This is a genomic window from Enterobacter sp. ku-bf2, assembly GCF_001742765.1.
GTDB classification, from domain to species: domain Bacteria; phylum Pseudomonadota; class Gammaproteobacteria; order Enterobacterales; family Enterobacteriaceae; genus Enterobacter; species Enterobacter quasiroggenkampii.
Map to the genome: position 1 here is coordinate 281,407 of NZ_MDVW01000019.1, position 17,751 is coordinate 299,157.

Below are 17,751 nucleotides of genomic sequence, written 5' to 3' on the forward strand. Positions count from 1 at the left end.
GTTCTCATTTGCATTGCTATCAATACATTCTAAGGCCCGACAACGGGTCATTTTTGCGCGCACTTTCAAATGAGTTAACGATGAACAACACCAACATACACAAAACGCTGCTGGCGCTCGCCGTTGGCGCGGTAACACATTCCGCCTTCGCGGCGGACGATCAAAAAGAAGATACCCTCGTCGTGCAGGCTAAGCCTGCCAGCGAGTTCAAACCCGGTGGCGATCGGCTGGTACCGGCCTTCCTCGACGGACAGGTGGCAAACGGCGGACGGATGGGGATGCTGGGCCAGCAGAACGCCATGGACGTACCGTTCAACATCATCAGCTACACCTCAAAGCTGGTGGAAGATCAGCAGGCGAAAACCATTGCTGACGTAGTCGCCAACGATGCGGGCGTGCAGTTCGTCCAGGGTTTCGGCAACAGCGCGGAAACCTACCGTATCCGTGGTCTGAAGTTCGACGGTGACGACATGACCTTTGGCGGTCTGTCCGGCGTGCTGCCGCGGCAGGTGGTGGATACGCAGATGGTTGAGCGCATTGAGATCTTCAAAGGGGCAAACGCCCTGATGAACGGCGCGGCGAGCTCCGGCGTGGGCGGGATGATCAACCTTGAGCCAAAACATGCGGGCGAACTCCCGCAGGCGAAAGTGGGCGTCGACTACACTTCCGATTCTCAAATTGGCACCACGCTGGATGCGGGCCGTCGCTACGGCGACAACGACCAGTTTGGCGCGCGGGTGAACCTGGTGCACCGCGAAGGGGAAACCGGTATACCGAACGATCGCCGCCGAACCACGCTGCTCTCTACCGGCCTGGATTACAGCGGTGACCGCTTCCGCACCTCGCTGGATCTGGGCTATCAGAAGAAAACTTTCCACGGCAGCCCAACCAGCGTCAACATATCGGCGGTGGATTTCGTGCCCGAGCCGCCGAAAAACGATCGCAACTTCTCGCAGAAGTGGGCCTACAGCAATATCGAAAACGAGTTCGGGATGTGGCGCAGCGAGTACGACATCACCGACGGCTGGACCGCCTATACCGGGCTTGGCGCGCAGCACGCGCACGAGGAAGGGATCTACAGCGCGCCGAAGCTGGTGGATAAAAGCGGTAAGGCAACGGTCAGCCGCCTTGATACCAACCGCATCAGCGATTCCGTCAGCGGCATGGCGGGCATTCGCGGTAACTTTGATACCGGTTTTATCTCGCACAAGGTCAACGTTGGCTATTCGGCGATGACCAAAAACGAAAAAATCGCGTGGAAAATGTCGGCGACGAAGGATAACCCGACGACCAACATCTACCACAACACCGGCGTGGATATGCCGGACAGCAGCAACTTCAACGGATCTGGCGGAAAGTACAGCGACCCGCTGACCAGCGGACGCACCCGTACCCAGGGCTGGCTGTTGAGCGATACCCTGGGCGTGCTGGACGACAAACTGCTGTTCACCGCTGGCGCACGCCACCAGAAAGTGGTCATTCGCGGGTATAACAAAATTACCGGTGCGGAAAACGCGGCAGACGGCTTCGACGGCAGCCGCTGGATGCCAACCTACGGCGTGGTCTACAAGCCGTGGGAGGAAATCTCGCTCTATGCTAACCATACCGAAGCGCTGCAGCCGGGCAAAACCGCGCCTAATACCGCCACCAACTACGGCCAGAGCACTGGTATCGTTCACTCTAAGCAGAACGAAGTGGGCGTAAAGGCGGACTTTGGCCGCGTAGGCGGATCGCTTGCGCTGTTTGAAATCAAGATGCCGTCGGCGATCCTCGACAGCAACAATTACTACGGCCTGGATGCTGAACAGCGTAACCGTGGCGTGGAGCTGAACATTTTCGGCGAACCCATGCTCGGGATGCGCCTCAACGCCAGCGCCACCTGGCTGCAGGCCGAGCTGACCAAAACCAAAAATGGTGTCAATCAGGGTAACGATGCGATCGGTATTCCGAACTTTTACGCCGTATTGGGTGCAGAGTATGACATCAAGCCGATTGATGGCCTGACGGCGACCGCCCGCGTCAACCACTCCGGTGCGCAGTACGCTGACCTGGCAAACACCAAAAAGCTGGACAGCTACACCACGCTGGATCTGGGGATGCGCTATCGCTTCGCGGTGAACCACAATGCAAACCAGATGATGGTGCGTGCGGGCATCGACAACGTGACCAATGAAAACTACTGGGCCAGCGTGGACGATTCCGGTACCTACATCACGCAGGGCGAACCGCGTACCTTTAAGATCGCGGTTGGCTACGAATTCTAAGCGTTCCATCTCGTTATCCGGGGCAGGGATGCCCCAATCCCTTGCTACCTCCAGCATGAAGTGTTAAAACGTGCCCCTTCTAAAAAAGAGACAGGGGTAGGACGTGAAAGACGCGTCATCCGCTTCAGGCCATGGTAGCGCCGAAGCCTCGTCGGATCAGAATCCGACGCTGCAACGTGGTTTGCAAAATCGACATATTCAGTTAATTGCCCTTGGCGGCGCAATCGGTACCGGGCTCTTTCTCGGCATCGGCCCCGCTATTCAGATGGCGGGCCCGGCGGTGCTGCTGGGTTACGCTATCGCTGGGATTATTGCCTTCCTGATCATGCGCCAGCTTGGCGAGATGGTTGTCGAAGAGCCAGTTTCAGGCTCCTTCGCGCACTTTGCTTATAAATACTGGGGCCCGTTTGCCGGCTTCCTGTCCGGCTGGAACTACTGGGTGATGTTCGTGCTGGTGGGGATGGCGGAGCTGACCGCCGCAGGCATCTATATGCAGTACTGGCTGCCGGATGCCCCGACGTGGATCTGGGCGGCGGCGTTCTTCATCATTATTAACGCCGTTAACCTCGTCAACGTCCGCCTGTATGGCGAAACCGAGTTCTGGTTTGCGCTGATCAAGGTGCTGGCGATTATCGGCATGATCGGCTTTGGCCTGTGGCTGCTGTTCTCAGGCCACGGCGGCGAGCGCGCCACGCTCGACAACCTGTGGCAGCACGGCGGCTTCCTCGCCACCGGCTGGAAAGGGCTGATCCTCTCCCTGGCGGTGATCATGTTCTCCTTCGGCGGACTGGAGCTGATTGGCATTACCGCTGCTGAAGCGCGCGACCCGCATAAAAGCATTCCAAAAGCGGTTAACCAGGTGGTGTACAGGATTCTGCTGTTCTACATCGGCTCGCTGGTGGTGCTGCTGGCGCTCTATCCTTGGGTAGAAGTGAAGTCCGACAGCAGCCCGTTCGTGATGATTTTCCACGATCTGAACAGCAATGTGGTCGCCTCTGCGCTGAACTTCGTCATTCTGGTGGCATCGCTGTCGGTCTATAACAGCGGCGTATACTCCAACAGCCGTATGCTGTTTGGCCTCTCCGTTCAGGGCAACGCACCGCGCTTCTTAACCCGCGTCAGCCGTCGCGGCGTGCCGGTGAACTCCTTGTTATTGTCAGGTGCCATCACGTCGCTGGTGGTGCTGATCAACTACCTGCTGCCGAAAGAGGCCTTTGGCCTGCTGATGGCGCTGGTAGTCGCTACGCTGCTGCTTAACTGGATCATGATCTGCCTGGCGCACCTGCGGTTCCGCGCCGCGATGCGCCGCAAGGGGCGCGAAACGCAGTTCAAAGCGCTGCTTTACCCGGCGGGGAACTACCTCTGTATCGCTTTCCTGGGGCTGATTCTGGTACTGATGTGCACCATGGATGAGATGCGCCTATCGGCGATGCTGCTGCCGGTGTGGGTGGTGTTCCTGTTTATTGCTTTTAAGCTCTCGCGCAAAAAGTAGCGCAGTTTTCTCCCTCTCCCTGTGGGAGAGGGCACCAGACCACACTTGCCTTCATGCCCGGTGGCGCTTCGCTTACCGGGCCTACAAAATCAAAGTAGGCCGGGTAAGGCGAAGCCGCCACCCGGCAACCCACCTCACCGATGCTGAGGGGTCAACGAGCGAATATCATTCCCCGTCGGCGACTGGTGAATACGCAGACCAAATTCATCCACCACCGCGAAAATATGGTCGAAGATGTCGGCCTGAATCTCCTCATATTCTGCCCAGACCACGGTATTGGTGAAGGCATATATTTCAATCGGCAAGCCATTCGCATCAGGCGCTAGCTGGCGCACCATCAGCGTCATATCTTTACGAATACGCGGGTGGTTGCGCAGATATTCGTTCAGGTAGGCGCGGAAGGTGCCGATATTGGTCATCTTGCGCAGGTTTAATACTGATTCCCCTTCACCGTTCTGCTGATTCCACAGGTTAATTTCCTCATGACGTGCGGCCAGATAAGGCTTCAGCAGTTTCGCCTGAATGAGTTTCTGCTGTTCCTGCTCGTCGAGGAAATGAATGCTGGTGGTATCAATGTTCAGGCTGCGCTTAATGCGTCGCCCGCCGGAGGCCGACATGCCGCTCCAGTTGATAAAGGCATCGGAGACCAGCGCCCACGTCGGAATGGTCGTAATCGTATTATCGAAATTGCGCACTTTCACAGTGGTCAGGCCGATGTCCGTCACCGTACCGTTGGCACCGTATTTCGGCATCTCCAGCCAGTCGCCGAGCTTGAGCATGTCGTTGGCAGAAAGCTGAATACCCGCCACAAGTCCGAGTATCGGGTCTTTAAACACCAGCATCAGGACGGCGGCCATGGCGCCAAGACCGCTGATCAGAATTGCCGGGGACTGGCCAATCAGCAGGGAGATAATCAATATCCCCACCAGGATGGCGCTCACCAGCTTGATGCCCTGGAAGATCCCTTTCAGCGGCAGCTGTGACGCGGTAGCCATTTTCTGCGACAGATTGAAAATCACGTCCAGCAGCGAGAAGAAGGAGAGCAGGGCATACACCATCACCCACAGCTTCGCGCAGGTGGTGAGTATTTCCGCCGCTTCGCTGCCCTTTTGCAGCCACAGTACCGCCTGGACGTTGACAATTATCCCCTGCAGGGTAAAGGCCAGACGGTGAAATAATTTATTCTGGGTGATGATCTGCAGCCATAAATGGCTGCTGGCCTGCGCGCGTTTTTCGAATGCGCGAAGTACCCCTTTGTGCAGAATAAAATGAACGATGATGGCGGTAAGAAAAATAATACCAAAGATAATCACTAAAGAGGTGGTGTGATTAATTTCAATGCCTAACTCTTCAACCTGAGCAATCAATTCCTGCATAACGTCTCCTGTATTTTTGCAGCCCCATAATGGCGGCTGCGGATCTATTATGCCAATTCACGAACTTATTTGGCGGCCTGGCAGACCTTTACCACCGGCAGGCACAGGCGATGGCGGATGCGCAGCGTCGCCAGAGCCAGCACCACCATCATGGCTGTTTCCACCATGAGGAAGACGTTAACCGCCTGGGTGTAATCCCCGTGATGGTTTTGAAGCGCATGCAGCAAAATGGCGCCAAAAATAGCCGGGCCAAGACCCAGCGCGGCCTGCTGCAGGGTGCTTAAAATAGCGCTCGCGGCCCCCGCGTCGTCTGGCTGAATGTCGCGCATCCCGATGCGGTAAAAACTGTTCACGATCAGCGCCTGCCCGTAGCCCACCAGTCCGGTCGCGGGTGCCAGCGTCAGGGTGGTATTCTCCATGCCCCAAACGCGGAACGTGGCGATCAGCGCCAGCAGGCCGGTAATCTGGATCGCCAGACCCGTCAGCAGGATGGTGCTGGTGCTGTAGCGGGCAATCAGCCGAGGTGCGAACCACGCCGACACAAAGTAGGTCACGCCCAGGGCGATAAAACTGTTCCCGGATTGCCACGGCGCCATCCCCAGACCGGTTTGCATGGTCAGGGCCATACAGAACATAAACCCGGACCAGACGCTGAAAAAAAGCATCGCAATCAGAATGCCAAAGCGCACGCTGCGAAGCGCAAGCAGGCGCGGCGGGATCAACGGGTGGGCATTCTCACGCTCTTTTTTGCGCGCATTCAGCGCCATCAGCCATGCCAGCGGGACAAGGGCGAGCAGCATCGCCTTCAGCGGCCAGGACCAGTGCCACTGCGGGCCGAGCGCCATCGGGAACAGCAGGCAGCAAAGCATGATGGCCAGCAACACGGTACCCGGCCAGTCGATGCGTGACGGCGTCTCGCGACGGGTTTCCGGTACGAAGCGGCGGCTCAGCGCCAGCACCACCAGACAAATCGGCACGTTGATAAAGAAGGCGTTACGCCAGCCCAGCCCGGCGATATCCGCCGATACCAGCCAGCCGCCGCCCATCTGCCCGACGATAAACGCAATCCCGCCGATGCCGCCGAACAGGCTGATGGCTTTAGCATGCGCCGTACCTTTGAGCGTCACGTGCAGCGTGGCAAGAATTTGCGGCATGATCAGTGCGGCACCCGCGCCCTGAACGATGCGCGCGGCGAGCAGCTGTTCAATGTTCCCCGCTATGCCGCAGAGCAGCGAGGCCAGGCCAAAGCTCGCCACACCCCAAATGAACAGACGGCGACGGCCAAAATTATCCCCCAGCTTGCTGCCGAGCGCGAGGCAGACGGCAAAGGCCACGCCGTAGAGCGCGACGATGAGCTCCAGTTCGGTGGCGGTAGCGTGCAGTGAATGGGTAATGGCGTCCAGCGCCACGTTGGTGATTGAGGTATCAATCATCGGCAGCATCTGGCCGGTTAACAGCAATATCAGGCCAGCGCGACCCGGTGAAACAACTGACGTATTCATGGTAACTCCATTGCGTCATTCAACAGATGGTCGTAGCATCTACCATCAGATAAACGGGTACCAGTTCTTGCTTATACTGGTACTGGCACTACCATGCAGGGGGATTTATGGCGCTGATGTCTGAACCTGTCGTCTCACTTCAGGATGACACCCGAAAACAGCTCGGGGCATTTTTACGCGCCCGGCGTGAAAGCCTCGATCCGCAGCGTCTCGGCTTGCCGCGCAGCGGTCGTCGCCGCACGCCGGGTCTGCGCCGGGAAGAGGTGGCGATGCTCGCTGACGTGGGCGTGACCTGGTACACCTGGCTTGAGCAGGGCAGGGACGTCAATCCGTCCAGCGCGGTGATGGCGGCCGTGGCAAAAGCGCTGCAATGCACCCCGACCGAGGCCCGGCACCTGTTTGTGTTAGCGGGTTTGCCGCCGGGTGAAGCACCACAGGCGGTCTGCTGTGAAGGCATCAGCGAAGGCACCCGACGCCTGCTGGATACGCTGATGCCGAAACCCGCGAGCATTCAAAAACCGAACTTCGATATCGTGGCGTGGAACGACAGCTTCGGGCACTTGATGGGCGTCGATTTCAATGACATCCCTCCCGAAGATCGCAACTGTATTTATCTGTTCCTCACGCATCCGGCGTGGCGCGCGCGCCTCGGCAGACGCGACGACGTGCTGCCCATTTTTGTCTCCTATTTCCGGGCGGCGATGGCCGAACACCGGGGTGACCCACTGTGGGAGGCCAAACTGGCGCGTTTCTTCGCGGTGTCCGAAGAGTTCAAAACCCTGTGGCACCAGCGCAACGACGTGCGCGGCGTGGAGAACCAGCTCAAGCTGTTTACCCATCCCGAGCTGGGGGATTTTACGCTACAGCAGATGTACTGGTATTCCGCGCCGCGAAACGGATCGCGGCTGCTGGTTTATTTACCGGTGGATGAGGCGGGGGAGCGGGCGATGGCGTGGCTGGCGGCGCAGCGTGGCTAGACTGTCGACATCGCTGACATGGTCGCCCCGGTGCTATTTTAGTGTAGAAGTTTAATATGACCGGGAATGCGTGATTGCCCGGTCATAAGGACGTCCGCGTCTGGCACAAAACAGTTTATGGCGACGGGCTCATGAAAATATCAAAATTTATTAATCGAGCGTATTATCAAGCCCCGAATCCACCGTCAATCGTCAGGCTAGCTCCACTGATGTAGCCAGCTTCGGGACTTGAAAGGAAAGCTACAAAGGCGGCGATCTCACTGTCTTTCCCATAACGATTCACCGCAATCAGTTTAATCAGCTCTTCCGCCATTTCGCCAGATGCGGGATTCATATCCGTATCGGTTGGGCCGGGCTGGATATTATTTACAGTGATCCCCCGATGGCCTAAATCGCGCGCCAGTCCTTTGGTGAGACCAACGATAGCGGACTTACTCATAGCATATACAGCTCCGCCAGCGAAGGGCATCCGCTCGGCATTGGTGCTACCGATGGTAATGATGCGGCCACCGTCTGGCATATGTCGCACTGCTTCCTGACTGGCGACAAATACGCTGCGTACGTTTATTGCTAATGTGCTGTCAAAATCTTCCATACCGATTTCTTCAAGTGTCCCGACTTTAAAAATTCCAGCGTTATTAACCAAAATATTAATATGGCCGAAATGATGCGCAGCTTTTTCGACTGCCTGTCGCAATTGCTGCTCATTGGCGCTATCGGCCTGAAGGGCTAAGGCCGTTCCCCCCGCTTTTTCTATCTCCATTACCAGGGCGTTTGCTTTATCCACCGAGGAAACATAGGTAAAGGCTACGCTGGCGCCTTCCTGAACTAATCGGCGGACAATTGCAGCGCCAATACCGCGTGAGCCGCCCTGTACAAAAGCAATTTTTCCAGCCAGTGAAGTGATACGCGTTGTGTTGTTCATGATGTGACTCCAATTTGAGGGTGTATACGTTGATGGATTCATTATCACCCTGATATTTGAGTCGGAATAGCCACAAATCGCTATAATCATTTTAAACTAATGGTTTCAAATGAGGTGAGCTACTTGATTAATCAATTACAATGCTTCGTAGAGAGCGCCGATGCGGGCAGCTTCTCAGCTGCGGGTCGACGACTTGCTTTGACGTCGGCAGCGGTAGGAAAGAATGTGACTTCTTTGGAAAATCAACTAGGGGTTCGGCTATTTCAACGTAGCACCCGCAAGCTCACCCTGACCGAAGCCGGTGCATTTTTTTTGGAAGAAGTTCGTGGTGGTTTGACATCAATTCAGATGGCTATGGACAACCTTGGAGCCAGCGCGCAGCAACCTTCTGGGCCACTGAAGGTAAGTGTGGGGACACATTTCGGCATGCACTACCTGTTGCCTTTGCTGGATGAATTTTTAAGCTATTACCCGCACATACGCCCGGACTGGGAATTTGATAACAGGAAAGTAGACCTGATTGGCGAGCGATTTGACGCGGCGATTGGGGGAGGATTTGAACTGGCTCAGGGGGTTGTGGCTCGAGAACTAGCGCCATCACATTCCATTCTGGCCGCATCACCTGCCTATCTTGCCATGACACCACCTTTTGTCGAACCGGAGGATTTGACGCAGGGTAAAGGCATTCGTATACGCTCTCCGCAAACCGGGCGGATACGTAATTTAGTCCTGCGCGACAGCCAGGATCGACAGTCGGCTATCACCCTGCCAGTACACATAACAGTAAATGAGCCGTGGGCCTGCTGCCAGGCTGCAGTGATGGGATTAGGCATTGCAGTCGCAAGTTTACCTAATTTGCTGCCTTATCTGGAAAGTGGCCAACTTGTGCGGGTATTACCTGGCTGGTATGCCGATAATGGATCGCTATCCCTGTATTTTCCTACACATAAAATGTTGCCAGCTAAGACCCGTGTGTTTGTAGATTTCGTAATTAAAAAGTTTCGTGAACAACAGCTTTACAGGAAATTTGATGCCAGATTAATGTTTTCAGTATGATAAATGGCTATCAATCAAAGTCCGCTCCTGACGCGCGCGCAGATTACGCTTGATTGAAAACAGGCACGCCGGAGCCCAGCGTGCCAGGAGGGATTAGCACTCGGTCACAATCGTGCTCAGCGGCAGGCGGGACTTCGGCAGCGTGGCGTTGAAATCTTCCACGCTGTGGTGCCCAACCGGTACCACCACCAGGCTGGTGAAGCCTTTCTCTTTCAGGCCAAACTCTTCGTCGAGGATCGCGGCGTCGAAACCTTCGATCGGTACCGCGTCCAGGCCCATTGCGCCCACGCCCAGCAGGAAGTTGCCGACGTTCAGGTAAACCTGCTTCGCCATCCACTGGTCGTCATCTTTCAGATCCACGCGGTGCATGTCGGCGAAATAGGTGCGGCCCTTATGGTTCGCGGCTTTAGCTTCCGGGGTGTTGAAGCGACCGTCGGCTTCTTCCTGATCGACAACGCGCTCCAGCCAGGCATCGTCCATCGCGGTTTTCGCGCAGAACACCACCACGTGAGAGGCATCCAGCATTTTGCGTTCATTGAACACATAGGTGCCTGCCGCGGATTTCGCCACGCGCGCTTTTCCTTCCTCGGTGCTGGCCACAATGAAGTGCCACGGCTGGGAGTTGGTGCTGGACGGGCTGTACTGCAGCAGGGTTTTGATTTTTTCCGCTTCTTCAGCGGTCAGTTTTTTGCTTGCGTCGAACGCCTTGGTGGAGTGGCGTTTCAGCGCAACAGAAATGATATCCATAACAACTCCTGATGATGAAATTCGCCCGCGTGCGGGCGCGAAAGATGAGCAGATTACAGCGGGACGGGGAAAAAGATAAGGGCAATTCGAGCGTTTAATTTGTTCGTCTCAGACGAACAATCAGACCGGCCGGATCCACTTCTGGTCTTTTTTCGGCAGTTTATCCACCACCAGATGCCAGGAATCATTGATGAGATCGGTAACCAGTTCCGGCGTCACGTCGTCAGTGCCGTAAAGAGAGATCCAGTGCTTTTTGTTGAGGTGATAGCCCGGTTCAACGCCGCGATAAATCTGCTGGTTTAACAGCGATTTCTCCGGGTCTGACTTCAGGCTGACGTGCGGCCGCCCGTGTGCGACGGCCACAATCATGAAAATTTTTCCACCCACTTTAAACACGTCAAACTCCGGCCCAAACGGCCAGCAGTGTTCGGTGAACGGCAGTTCCAGCGCCACGCGTTTTGCGTGCTCCTGCAACGTTTTACTGTCCATCGCTCTCTTCCTGGGCAAGCCCGCGCCACATCACCTCAAAGCCGAGCGCTTTAAACTCAACAGCGCGGGACGGATCGCGGGTGGCAAATTCCATCGTACTTTCGGCCAGCGATAAGAAAAGCGCATCGCCAAATGTTTTAAATTCATCAGACATAAACACCTGACGCACCGAACGGCGGCAGAGTTCATGCAGCTCCGGAAACATCTCTTTCACCGCCTGTTCCGTTTCGACGCTCAGCTTTTCACTGACGCCAATCTGGCGGATCGCCGCATGCGCAACGGGGTTACGAATACCCCAGTCCACATAGCTGTTCCAGATATTGCGGGTATGTTCTTTAGGCAGCGTGATGGTGCGATCGAGGTTTGCCAGCATGGTCTGGCAGAGATCCTGCTTCAGATGCAGATAGAGGGCATTCAGCAGATCGTCTTTCGTAGCAAAGTAGCGGAACAGGGTGCCTTCGGCGACGCCCGCCTTACGGGCAATAAGCGCCGTTGAAGCGGCAATGCCTGACTGTGCAAACGCCGCCGTTGCGGCTTCCAGTAAGGCCTGTTTTTTATCTTCACTCTTCGGACGTGCCACTAAATTTTTCCTCCTGTCAATTATAAAAACCCTGATTGAAACACGTGCTTTGACACGCTGCAACGCGGAATGTCAAAGATCGAAAACGTCTTGACGACTTTATCATCATATCTATAATGAGTGCTTACTCACTCATAATCAAGTTTACCCTGCGCACGCTATCGGATGGGGCGCGTTTTCGGGTCAGGATATGAAAAAACCTCTCTTCATCTGCGTGGTGTTAATCATGATTATTGCTTCAGCCGCGAGTTTACCGTTTGTTCTGAATGCCGGATTCGGCCAGCCGCCGCAGGGTGAACGCCTCACCGAAGTGGAGGCCTCCCCACAGTATCGCGAGGGGAAATTCCACAATACGCTGCCGACACCGGGATATAACGGTGACAAAAATATGCTGGTCGCGATGTGGGAGTTTCTGACTAAAAAAACCGAAAACGCCCGCCCGACCCAGCCACTGCCGCTGGTGAAAACCGATCTTGCGAGCCTGCCGCTGGAGCAGGACACCCTGGTGTGGCTCGGTCACTCTTCGTGGTATCTGCAGCTCGCAGGCAAACGCATCCTGATTGACCCGGTTCTTGGCAACTATGCCGCGCCGTTCTCGTTCCTCAATAAGGCCTTTGCCGGGGAGTATCCGTGGCGCGCGGAACGCATGCCGGCGATCGACCTGCTGATTATCTCGCACGATCACTACGATCATCTGGATTACGCCACTATCAAGGCGCTACTGCCGAAGGTGAAGCGGGTGGTCACGCCGCTGGGCGTGGGGTCCCACCTGCGTTACTGGGGGATGAAGCCCGAGATTATTGACGAGCGCGACTGGAACCAGTCGGTACGCATCAGCGATGCGCTGACGGTGCACGTTCTGCCTGCGCGTCACTTCTCCGGTCGCGGCATCAAACGCGATCGCACCCTGTGGGGCAGCTTCATGTTCGTCACGCCAGAGCAGAAGGTTTACTACAGCGGGGATTCCGGTTACGGCCCGCACTTAAGGGCCATCGGTGAACAGTTTGGCGAAGTGGACGTCGCCATCATGGAAAACGGCCAGTACGACCAGGACTGGAAGTACATCCACATGCTGCCGGAGGAAACGGCGCAGGCCTCGGTGGATCTGAACGCGAAAGCCGTGGTGCCTGGGCATAACGGACGCTTCGTGCTGGCGAAACACGCCTGGAACGATCCGCTGATCCAGTTGGCAAAAGCCAGCAAGGATAAAAATTATCGGTTGCTGACGCCGGAACTGGGCGAGCCCGTCCGGGTAAGCGACAGCGCACAAACCTTTCGTGCGTGGTGGGAATAATGTTTAAGCGAGAAGCAGAGGGGGACAGCAGTATGACCATTTCCGCTCAAGTCATCGACACTATCGTCGAATGGATCGACGACAATCTGCACCAGCCATTACGAATAGAAGAGATTGCCCGTCACGCGGGTTACTCGAAATGGCACCTGCAGCGGCTGTTTATGCAGTACAAAGGGGAGAGTCTGGGGCGTTATATTCGTGAACGTAAGCTGCTGCTGGCGGCGCGCGATCTGCGAGAATCCGACGCCCGGGTGTACGACATCTGCCTGCGTTACGGGTTTGACTCGCAGCAGACGTTTACCCGTATCTTCACCCGTACGTTCAACCAGCCGCCGGGTGCGTACCGTAAAGAGAACCATAGCCAGACACATTAACCTGTCGCGTGTAGGCCGGGTAAGGCGTAGCCGCCACCCGGCTTTTTTATGGGCTCAGGACGCGAGTGAAAACCAGCGTCGCCAGACGAAACGCAGCACGAAGAATTCAATCGCCCCGAGCAGTAAAAACCACACGCAGAACAGAATGGTATAGAGCTGGTTAAGATCGACCATGTGAAAGGTCTGAACCAGCTTCTGCGCCAGCACCAGCCCAAGCGAAGGCGCCGGGAGCAGCAGGCACGAAAGCAGGGCCAGTAATAAAATGCCGCCTGCGGTGAGCAGCGATTCTAGCGGGTGTTTCATCGTAATGTTAATCGTCAGTTAAAAATGTCATTGTCCGGCATTCTGTAACGTAAAGCAATATCAGCCCCGCTGACCTTTTTGAATAAAACAAAAACATTATTACTGCGCACAAATAACAACATACGACCCGGCGTTTATATTAATATCGCGTTATGTAAATAAACGTCCGCATCAGGAAAATAATTTTACAAATGTATAGGTGCTATAACCAATTAACGTGGCAATAACAATGGCCGCGATAACGTATAACACCAGTCTGCGCCCGCGATAAATACCCCACATGGTTCCCCCTCGTTTAGTTTTGGTTTAGAAATATTTTGTAAAAATCAGAACATCGAAATAGTTTTAAACAGTTTTGAATAACCGAGAAGTCATTATATTGCGGTAGATCAATTTTACCCGCAAGACTTTAAAATGAATTTATTTAAGCCCGAAAGGAATTCAGGCTTCTGTTCACCGGAAATTGAAGGAAAAATACGATGACTGAAAAAAAAGTGATTCCGAACGTGCCGCCTTCCGGCGGGCTGGCATACCAGCAGACCGTAGAGCAGGTGCTTGCACACGCGCAGAGCCAGGCCAGCGGTCTGGACCGTGCAGAAGCGCAGGTGCGTCTGCAAAAAACAGGGCCGAACGCGCTGCCGGAGAAAAAAGGCAAACCCGCCTGGCTGCGTTTCCTGGCCCATTTTAATGATGTGCTGATTTATGTCCTGCTGGCCGCCGCCGTATTAACGGCAGTAATGGGCCACTGGGTTGATACGCTGGTTATTTTGGGCGTGGCGGTAATCAATGCCTTAATTGGTCATATTCAGGAAAGTAACGCGGAAAAATCCCTGAAGAGTATTCGTAATATGCTCGCCAGCGAGGCGCGCGTTATTCGTAACGGCAACCATGAAACAATCCCCACAACTGAAATAGTCCCGGGCGATATTATTGTATTGCGTGCGGGGGATCGTATTCCGGCGGATATGCGTTTAATTGAAGCGCATAATTTACGTGTGGAAGAGGCGATTCTGACCGGTGAATCCACCGTGGTGGATAAACACGTTAATCCGCTGAGCGGCGAATTACCGCTGGGCGATCGCACCAATATGGTCTTCTCCGGGACGACCGTCAGCGCGGGCGGCGGCATCGGTGTGGTCACCGCGACCGGTCAGGATACGGAACTCGGCCACATCAACCAGATGATGGCGGGTATCGAGAAGCACCGTACGCCGCTGCTGGTGCAGATGGACAAGCTGGGTAAAGCGATCTTCGCGATTATTCTGGCGATGATGGCCGCGCTGTTTGTCTTCAGCCTGGCATTCCGCGAGATCCCTATGGGGGAGCTCCTGCTCTCCCTGATTAGCCTGGCGGTGGCCTCCGTACCGGAAGGTCTGCCGGCCATTATCTCCATCATCCTCTCCCTGGGCGTGCAGGCGATGGCGCGCAAGCGGGCGATTATCCGCAAGCTGCCGACGGTTGAAACGCTCGGCGCGATGACCGTGGTCTGCTCGGATAAAACCGGCACCCTGACCATGAATGAGATGACGGCTAAAGCCATCATCACCGCCGACGCCTGCTACCGCGTGGACGGCAACAGCTACGAGCCGGTAGGCAACATCTACCTGGAAGGCAGCGACGAGCCGGTGCAGATCCAGCCGGGCACCGTGCTGGAGCAGTACCTGCGCACCATCGACCTGTGTAACGACAGCCAGCTGATTGAGGACGATCGCGGGCTGTGGGGCATCACCGGCGGCCCAACCGAGGGCGCGCTGAAGGTGCTGGCGGCGAAAGCCAGCCTTGAGCCGGTGATGACTACGCTGGTTAACAAGATCCCGTTCGACTCGCAGTACAAGTACATGAGCACCCACTACCAGATTGGCGGTGAGGAGCAGATCCTGATCACCGGCGCGCCGGACGTCATTTTCGCCCTCTGCGCGCAGCAGCAGACCCGTCACGGTGCAGAAGCCTTCAACCGCACGTACTGGGAAAGTGAGATGGAGCGCTATGCGCGTCAGGGGCTGCGCATGGTCGCCGCGGCGTTCAAGCCAGCGAACGGCGAGCAGGAACTGACGCACGATAACCTGAGCCACGGCCTGATCTTCCTCGGCATCGCCGGAATGATGGATCCGCCGCGCCCGGAAGCCATTGACGCGATTAACGCCTGCCAGCAGGCGGGGATCCGCGTGAAGATGATCACCGGCGATCACCCGCAGACGGCAATGAGCATCGGGCAGATGCTGGGGATCAGCAACAGCGAGCAGGCGGTCACCGGCTATGAGCTGGAGAAGATGGACGACGCCGAGCTGGCGGACGCGGCGGTGAAGTATGACATCTTCGCCCGTACCAGCCCGGAGCATAAGCTGCGCCTGGTGAAAGCGCTGCAGGACAAAGGCGAAATCGTCGGCATGACCGGCGACGGCGTGAACGATGCCCCGGCGCTGCGTCAGGCGGACGTGGGTATTGCGATGGGCATTAAGGGCACGGAAGTGACCAAAGAGGCGGCGGACATGGTCCTGACGGACGATAACTTCGCCACCATCGCCAGCGCGGTGAAAGAGGGGCGTCGCGTTTACGACAACCTGAAGAAGACCATCCTGTTCATCATGCCGACCAACCTGGCGCAGGGGCTGCTGATTGTGATTGCGCTGCTGGCGGGGAACATCATTCCGCTGACGCCGGTGCTGATTCTGTGGATGAACATGGCCACCTCCGCCACGCTCTCCTTCGGCCTGGCCTTTGAGGCCGCCGAGCGCAACATCATGCGCCGTCCGCCGCGTCAGACCGGGCAGCACGTGATGGACGCCTACGCCGTCTGGCGCGTGGCCTTCGTCGGCACCATGATTGCCATCGCCGCCTTTGCGCTGGAAGCCTGGCTGGCTCCGCGCGGCCACAGCGCGGAGTTTATCCGCACCGTGCTGCTGCAGATGCTGGTCTGCGCCCAGTGGGTATACATGATTAACTGCCGCAACACCGAAGGGTTCTCCCTCAACCGCGGTCTGCTGGCGAACAAAGGGATCTGGCTGGTGACGGGCGTGCTGTTCCTGCTCCAGGCGGCGATTATCTACCTGCCGTTTATGCAGATGCTGTTCGGTACCGAAGCCCTGCCGCTGCGTTACTGGTTTGTGACCCTGGCCGTTGCAGGCGTGATGTTCTTCGTCGTCGAAATCGAGAAGCGACTGACCCGCAGGTTCCGTAAGGCTGCATAACGAAAACCTTACCCCTCACCCTAACCCTCTCCCCACAGGGGAGAGGGGACCGCCCGGTTTTCTCCCTCGCCCCTTTGGGGAGAGGGCCGGGGTGAGGGGAGAAACAACGCTGAGGTACTCCCATGAAATTCCCGGTCCTGTTAGCACTTCTTGTCAGTACCCTGCAACCCGCATTCGCCGCCATTCCCGTTCGCGTCGCCACCGTGGAGCAAACCGCCCACGCCGCCGAGCGCCAGATCCCGGGCCGCATCGAAGCCATTCACACCGTTGAGCTACGGGCGCGCACGGAAGGCGCGATTGCCAAAATCCACTTCCGCGACGGGCAGTACGTGAAAAAAGGCGACGTGCTGTTTGAGCTGGACGACGCCGAGCCGCGCGCCGCCCTGCGCCTGGCGCAGGCCGAAGTGAAAAGCGCCGAAGCCACGCTGCGCCAGGCGCAGCAGCAGCTTTCCCGCTTTGAAAGTCTCGGCAGCAGCAACGCCATCAGCCGTCACGACGTGGACAACGCCCGCATGCAGCGCGACGTCGCCAGTGCCGCTCTCGAGCAGGCGAAGGCCCGGCTCGAAGCCCGCAACGTCACCCTGAGCTACACCCGCATCACCTCGCCGATTGACGGCCGCGTGGGGCACAGCAGCTTCCACGTGGGTAGCCTGGTCAACCCGGCGAGCGGCGTTTTGGTGGAGGTGGTGCAGCTTGACCCGATCCGCATCGCCTTTGCGCTGGAAGAGGGGGCGTTTGCCGCCAAAGCCGGACAGCATGCTGATATCAATGCCATGAAGCGTGCCTGGCAGGCGCTGATCGACAACAACGGCCAGCGCGTCAGCGGCGAGCTGACGTCAGTGGATAACCGCGTTGACCCGCGTACCGCCAGCGTGATGCTGCGCGCCGAGTTTGCCAATCCGCGCCATCAGCTGCTGCCCGGCGGCAATGTGAACGTGTTTTTGCGTCCGGCAAGTGAACAGCCGGTGCTGACCCTGCCCGCCGCCGCGGTCCAGCAGAACGGCGACGGCTACTTTGCTTGGGTCGTTAATGCCGACGGCAACGCCGAAATGCGCCCGCTGAACGTGGCTGGTCAGATTAGCCAGCAGTTCCAGATCACTTCTGGCGTGAAGCCCGGTGAGCGAGCGATTACTGACGGCGCGCAGCGCGTGCAGCCCGGCGCTGCTGTCCAGATACTGAATTAA

15 protein-coding genes are annotated in these 17,751 nt (G+C 56.8%); 8 read left to right on the top strand and 7 right to left on the bottom strand.

Features of this window, described 5'->3' with window-relative positions:
- Window positions 1-80: 80 nt before the first annotated feature.
- Together BFG58_RS18730 and pheP are read left to right on the top strand one after the other, a co-directional pair.
- Window positions 81-2,264 carry a TonB-dependent siderophore receptor gene (locus BFG58_RS18730; protein ID WP_069720312.1) on the top strand — a complete coding sequence of 728 codons (2,184 nt, stop codon included), beginning with the start codon at window positions 81-83 and terminating at the stop codon, window positions 2,262-2,264.
- A gap of 103 nt (window positions 2,265-2,367) precedes the next feature.
- Window positions 2,368-3,756, top strand: coding sequence for a phenylalanine transporter (gene pheP, locus BFG58_RS18735; protein WP_069720313.1), 1,389 nt, complete (start codon window positions 2,368-2,370; stop codon window positions 3,754-3,756).
- A gap of 134 nt (window positions 3,757-3,890) precedes the next feature.
- Here pheP and BFG58_RS18740 read toward each other — a convergent pair whose 3' ends face one another.
- Entirely contained in the window at window positions 3,891-5,132 is a 1,242-nt protein-coding gene (locus BFG58_RS18740; protein WP_048026895.1) for a mechanosensitive ion channel family protein, read from the bottom strand.
- Window positions 5,133-5,197: 65 nt separating this feature from the next.
- A complete protein-coding gene (locus BFG58_RS18745; protein ID WP_069720314.1) occupies window positions 5,198-6,634 on the bottom strand; it encodes an MFS transporter in 1,437 nt (478 codons plus the stop codon).
- 107 nt (window positions 6,635-6,741) lie between these two features.
- Between BFG58_RS18745 and BFG58_RS18750 the strand changes: the two genes are divergently transcribed.
- On the top strand, window positions 6,742-7,611 hold the full coding sequence (locus BFG58_RS18750) for a helix-turn-helix transcriptional regulator (RefSeq protein ID WP_069720315.1): 870 nt from the start codon (window positions 6,742-6,744) through the stop codon (window positions 7,609-7,611).
- 166 nt (window positions 7,612-7,777) lie between these two features.
- Here the strand turns inward: BFG58_RS18750 and BFG58_RS18755 are convergent, their stop codons facing one another.
- Window positions 7,778-8,536 (bottom strand): 3-oxoacyl-ACP reductase family protein, encoded by a 759-nt coding sequence (locus BFG58_RS18755; protein ID WP_069720316.1) that lies wholly within the window; start codon window positions 8,534-8,536, stop codon window positions 7,778-7,780.
- A 123-nt stretch (window positions 8,537-8,659) separates the two neighbouring features.
- Between BFG58_RS18755 and BFG58_RS18760 the strand changes: the two genes are divergently transcribed.
- Window positions 8,660-9,592, top strand: a complete 933-nt coding sequence (locus BFG58_RS18760; protein ID WP_069720317.1) for a LysR family transcriptional regulator — start codon at window positions 8,660-8,662, stop codon at window positions 9,590-9,592.
- Between the two features lie 93 nt (window positions 9,593-9,685).
- On the opposite strand, the gene nfsB is transcribed toward BFG58_RS18760, so the two are convergent.
- The 3 genes from nfsB to BFG58_RS18775 all read right to left on the bottom strand — a co-directional run bounded on the left by nfsB (window position 9,686) and on the right by BFG58_RS18775 (window position 11,408).
- Window positions 9,686-10,339 carry an oxygen-insensitive NAD(P)H nitroreductase gene (gene nfsB, locus BFG58_RS18765; RefSeq protein WP_024906901.1) on the bottom strand — a complete coding sequence of 218 codons (654 nt, stop codon included), beginning with the start codon at window positions 10,337-10,339 and terminating at the stop codon, window positions 9,686-9,688.
- A gap of 120 nt (window positions 10,340-10,459) precedes the next feature.
- Window positions 10,460-10,828 (bottom strand): MmcQ/YjbR family DNA-binding protein, encoded by a 369-nt coding sequence (locus BFG58_RS18770; protein WP_023293103.1) that lies wholly within the window; start codon window positions 10,826-10,828, stop codon window positions 10,460-10,462.
- A complete protein-coding gene (locus BFG58_RS18775) occupies window positions 10,818-11,408 on the bottom strand; it encodes a TetR/AcrR family transcriptional regulator (protein WP_045909668.1) in 591 nt (196 codons plus the stop codon). Before BFG58_RS18775 ends, BFG58_RS18770 begins: the two co-directional genes overlap by 11 nt.
- A 190-nt stretch (window positions 11,409-11,598) precedes the next feature.
- On the opposite strand from BFG58_RS18775, the gene BFG58_RS18780 reads away from it, so the two are divergent.
- Together BFG58_RS18780 and BFG58_RS18785 are read left to right on the top strand one after the other, a co-directional pair.
- Window positions 11,599-12,702, top strand: a complete 1,104-nt coding sequence (locus tag BFG58_RS18780; RefSeq protein WP_069720318.1) for an MBL fold metallo-hydrolase — start codon at window positions 11,599-11,601, stop codon at window positions 12,700-12,702.
- Between the two features lie 32 nt (window positions 12,703-12,734).
- A complete protein-coding gene (locus BFG58_RS18785; protein ID WP_010428317.1) occupies window positions 12,735-13,076 on the top strand; it encodes a RamA family antibiotic efflux transcriptional regulator in 342 nt (113 codons plus the stop codon).
- A gap of 54 nt (window positions 13,077-13,130) precedes the next feature.
- Here BFG58_RS18785 and BFG58_RS18790 read toward each other — a convergent pair whose 3' ends face one another.
- Window positions 13,131-13,379, bottom strand: a complete 249-nt coding sequence (locus tag BFG58_RS18790) for a DUF1158 domain-containing protein (protein WP_013097677.1) — start codon at window positions 13,377-13,379, stop codon at window positions 13,131-13,133.
- A 479-nt stretch (window positions 13,380-13,858) separates the two neighbouring features.
- Here BFG58_RS18790 and BFG58_RS18795 point away from each other — a divergent pair, with 479 nt between their 5' ends.
- Window positions 13,859-16,567: a cation-transporting P-type ATPase gene (locus BFG58_RS18795; protein WP_069720319.1), complete on the top strand. Its 2,709-nt coding sequence runs from the start codon at window positions 13,859-13,861 to the stop codon at window positions 16,565-16,567.
- A 122-nt stretch (window positions 16,568-16,689) separates the two neighbouring features.
- Entirely contained in the window at window positions 16,690-17,751 is a 1,062-nt protein-coding gene (locus BFG58_RS18800) for an efflux RND transporter periplasmic adaptor subunit (protein ID WP_069720320.1), read from the top strand.

What these genes read in the sequence shown, in the direction of transcription:
- BFG58_RS18730 (WP_069720312.1), top strand. Translation starts at nt 81, where the DNA reads ATGAACAACACCAACATACACAAAACGCTGCTGGCGCTCGCCGTTGGC.
- BFG58_RS18740 (WP_048026895.1), bottom strand. Translation starts at nt 5,132, where the DNA reads ATGCAGGAATTGATTGCTCAGGTTGAAGAGTTAGGCATTGAAATTAAT.
- BFG58_RS18745 (WP_069720314.1), bottom strand. Translation starts at nt 6,634, where the DNA reads ATGAATACGTCAGTTGTTTCACCGGGTCGCGCTGGCCTGATATTGCTG.
- BFG58_RS18750 (WP_069720315.1), top strand. Translation starts at nt 6,742, where the DNA reads ATGGCGCTGATGTCTGAACCTGTCGTCTCACTTCAGGATGACACCCGA.
- BFG58_RS18755 (WP_069720316.1), bottom strand. Translation starts at nt 8,536, where the DNA reads ATGAACAACACAACGCGTATCACTTCACTGGCTGGAAAAATTGCTTTT.
- nfsB (WP_024906901.1), bottom strand. Translation starts at nt 10,339, where the DNA reads ATGGATATCATTTCTGTTGCGCTGAAACGCCACTCCACCAAGGCGTTC.
- BFG58_RS18770 (WP_023293103.1), bottom strand. Translation starts at nt 10,828, where the DNA reads ATGGACAGTAAAACGTTGCAGGAGCACGCAAAACGCGTGGCGCTGGAA.
- BFG58_RS18780 (WP_069720318.1), top strand. Translation starts at nt 11,599, where the DNA reads ATGAAAAAACCTCTCTTCATCTGCGTGGTGTTAATCATGATTATTGCT.
- BFG58_RS18785 (WP_010428317.1), top strand. Translation starts at nt 12,735, where the DNA reads ATGACCATTTCCGCTCAAGTCATCGACACTATCGTCGAATGGATCGAC.
- BFG58_RS18790 (WP_013097677.1), bottom strand. Translation starts at nt 13,379, where the DNA reads ATGAAACACCCGCTAGAATCGCTGCTCACCGCAGGCGGCATTTTATTA.
- BFG58_RS18795 (WP_069720319.1), top strand. Translation starts at nt 13,859, where the DNA reads ATGACTGAAAAAAAAGTGATTCCGAACGTGCCGCCTTCCGGCGGGCTG.
- BFG58_RS18800 (WP_069720320.1), top strand. Translation starts at nt 16,690, where the DNA reads ATGAAATTCCCGGTCCTGTTAGCACTTCTTGTCAGTACCCTGCAACCC.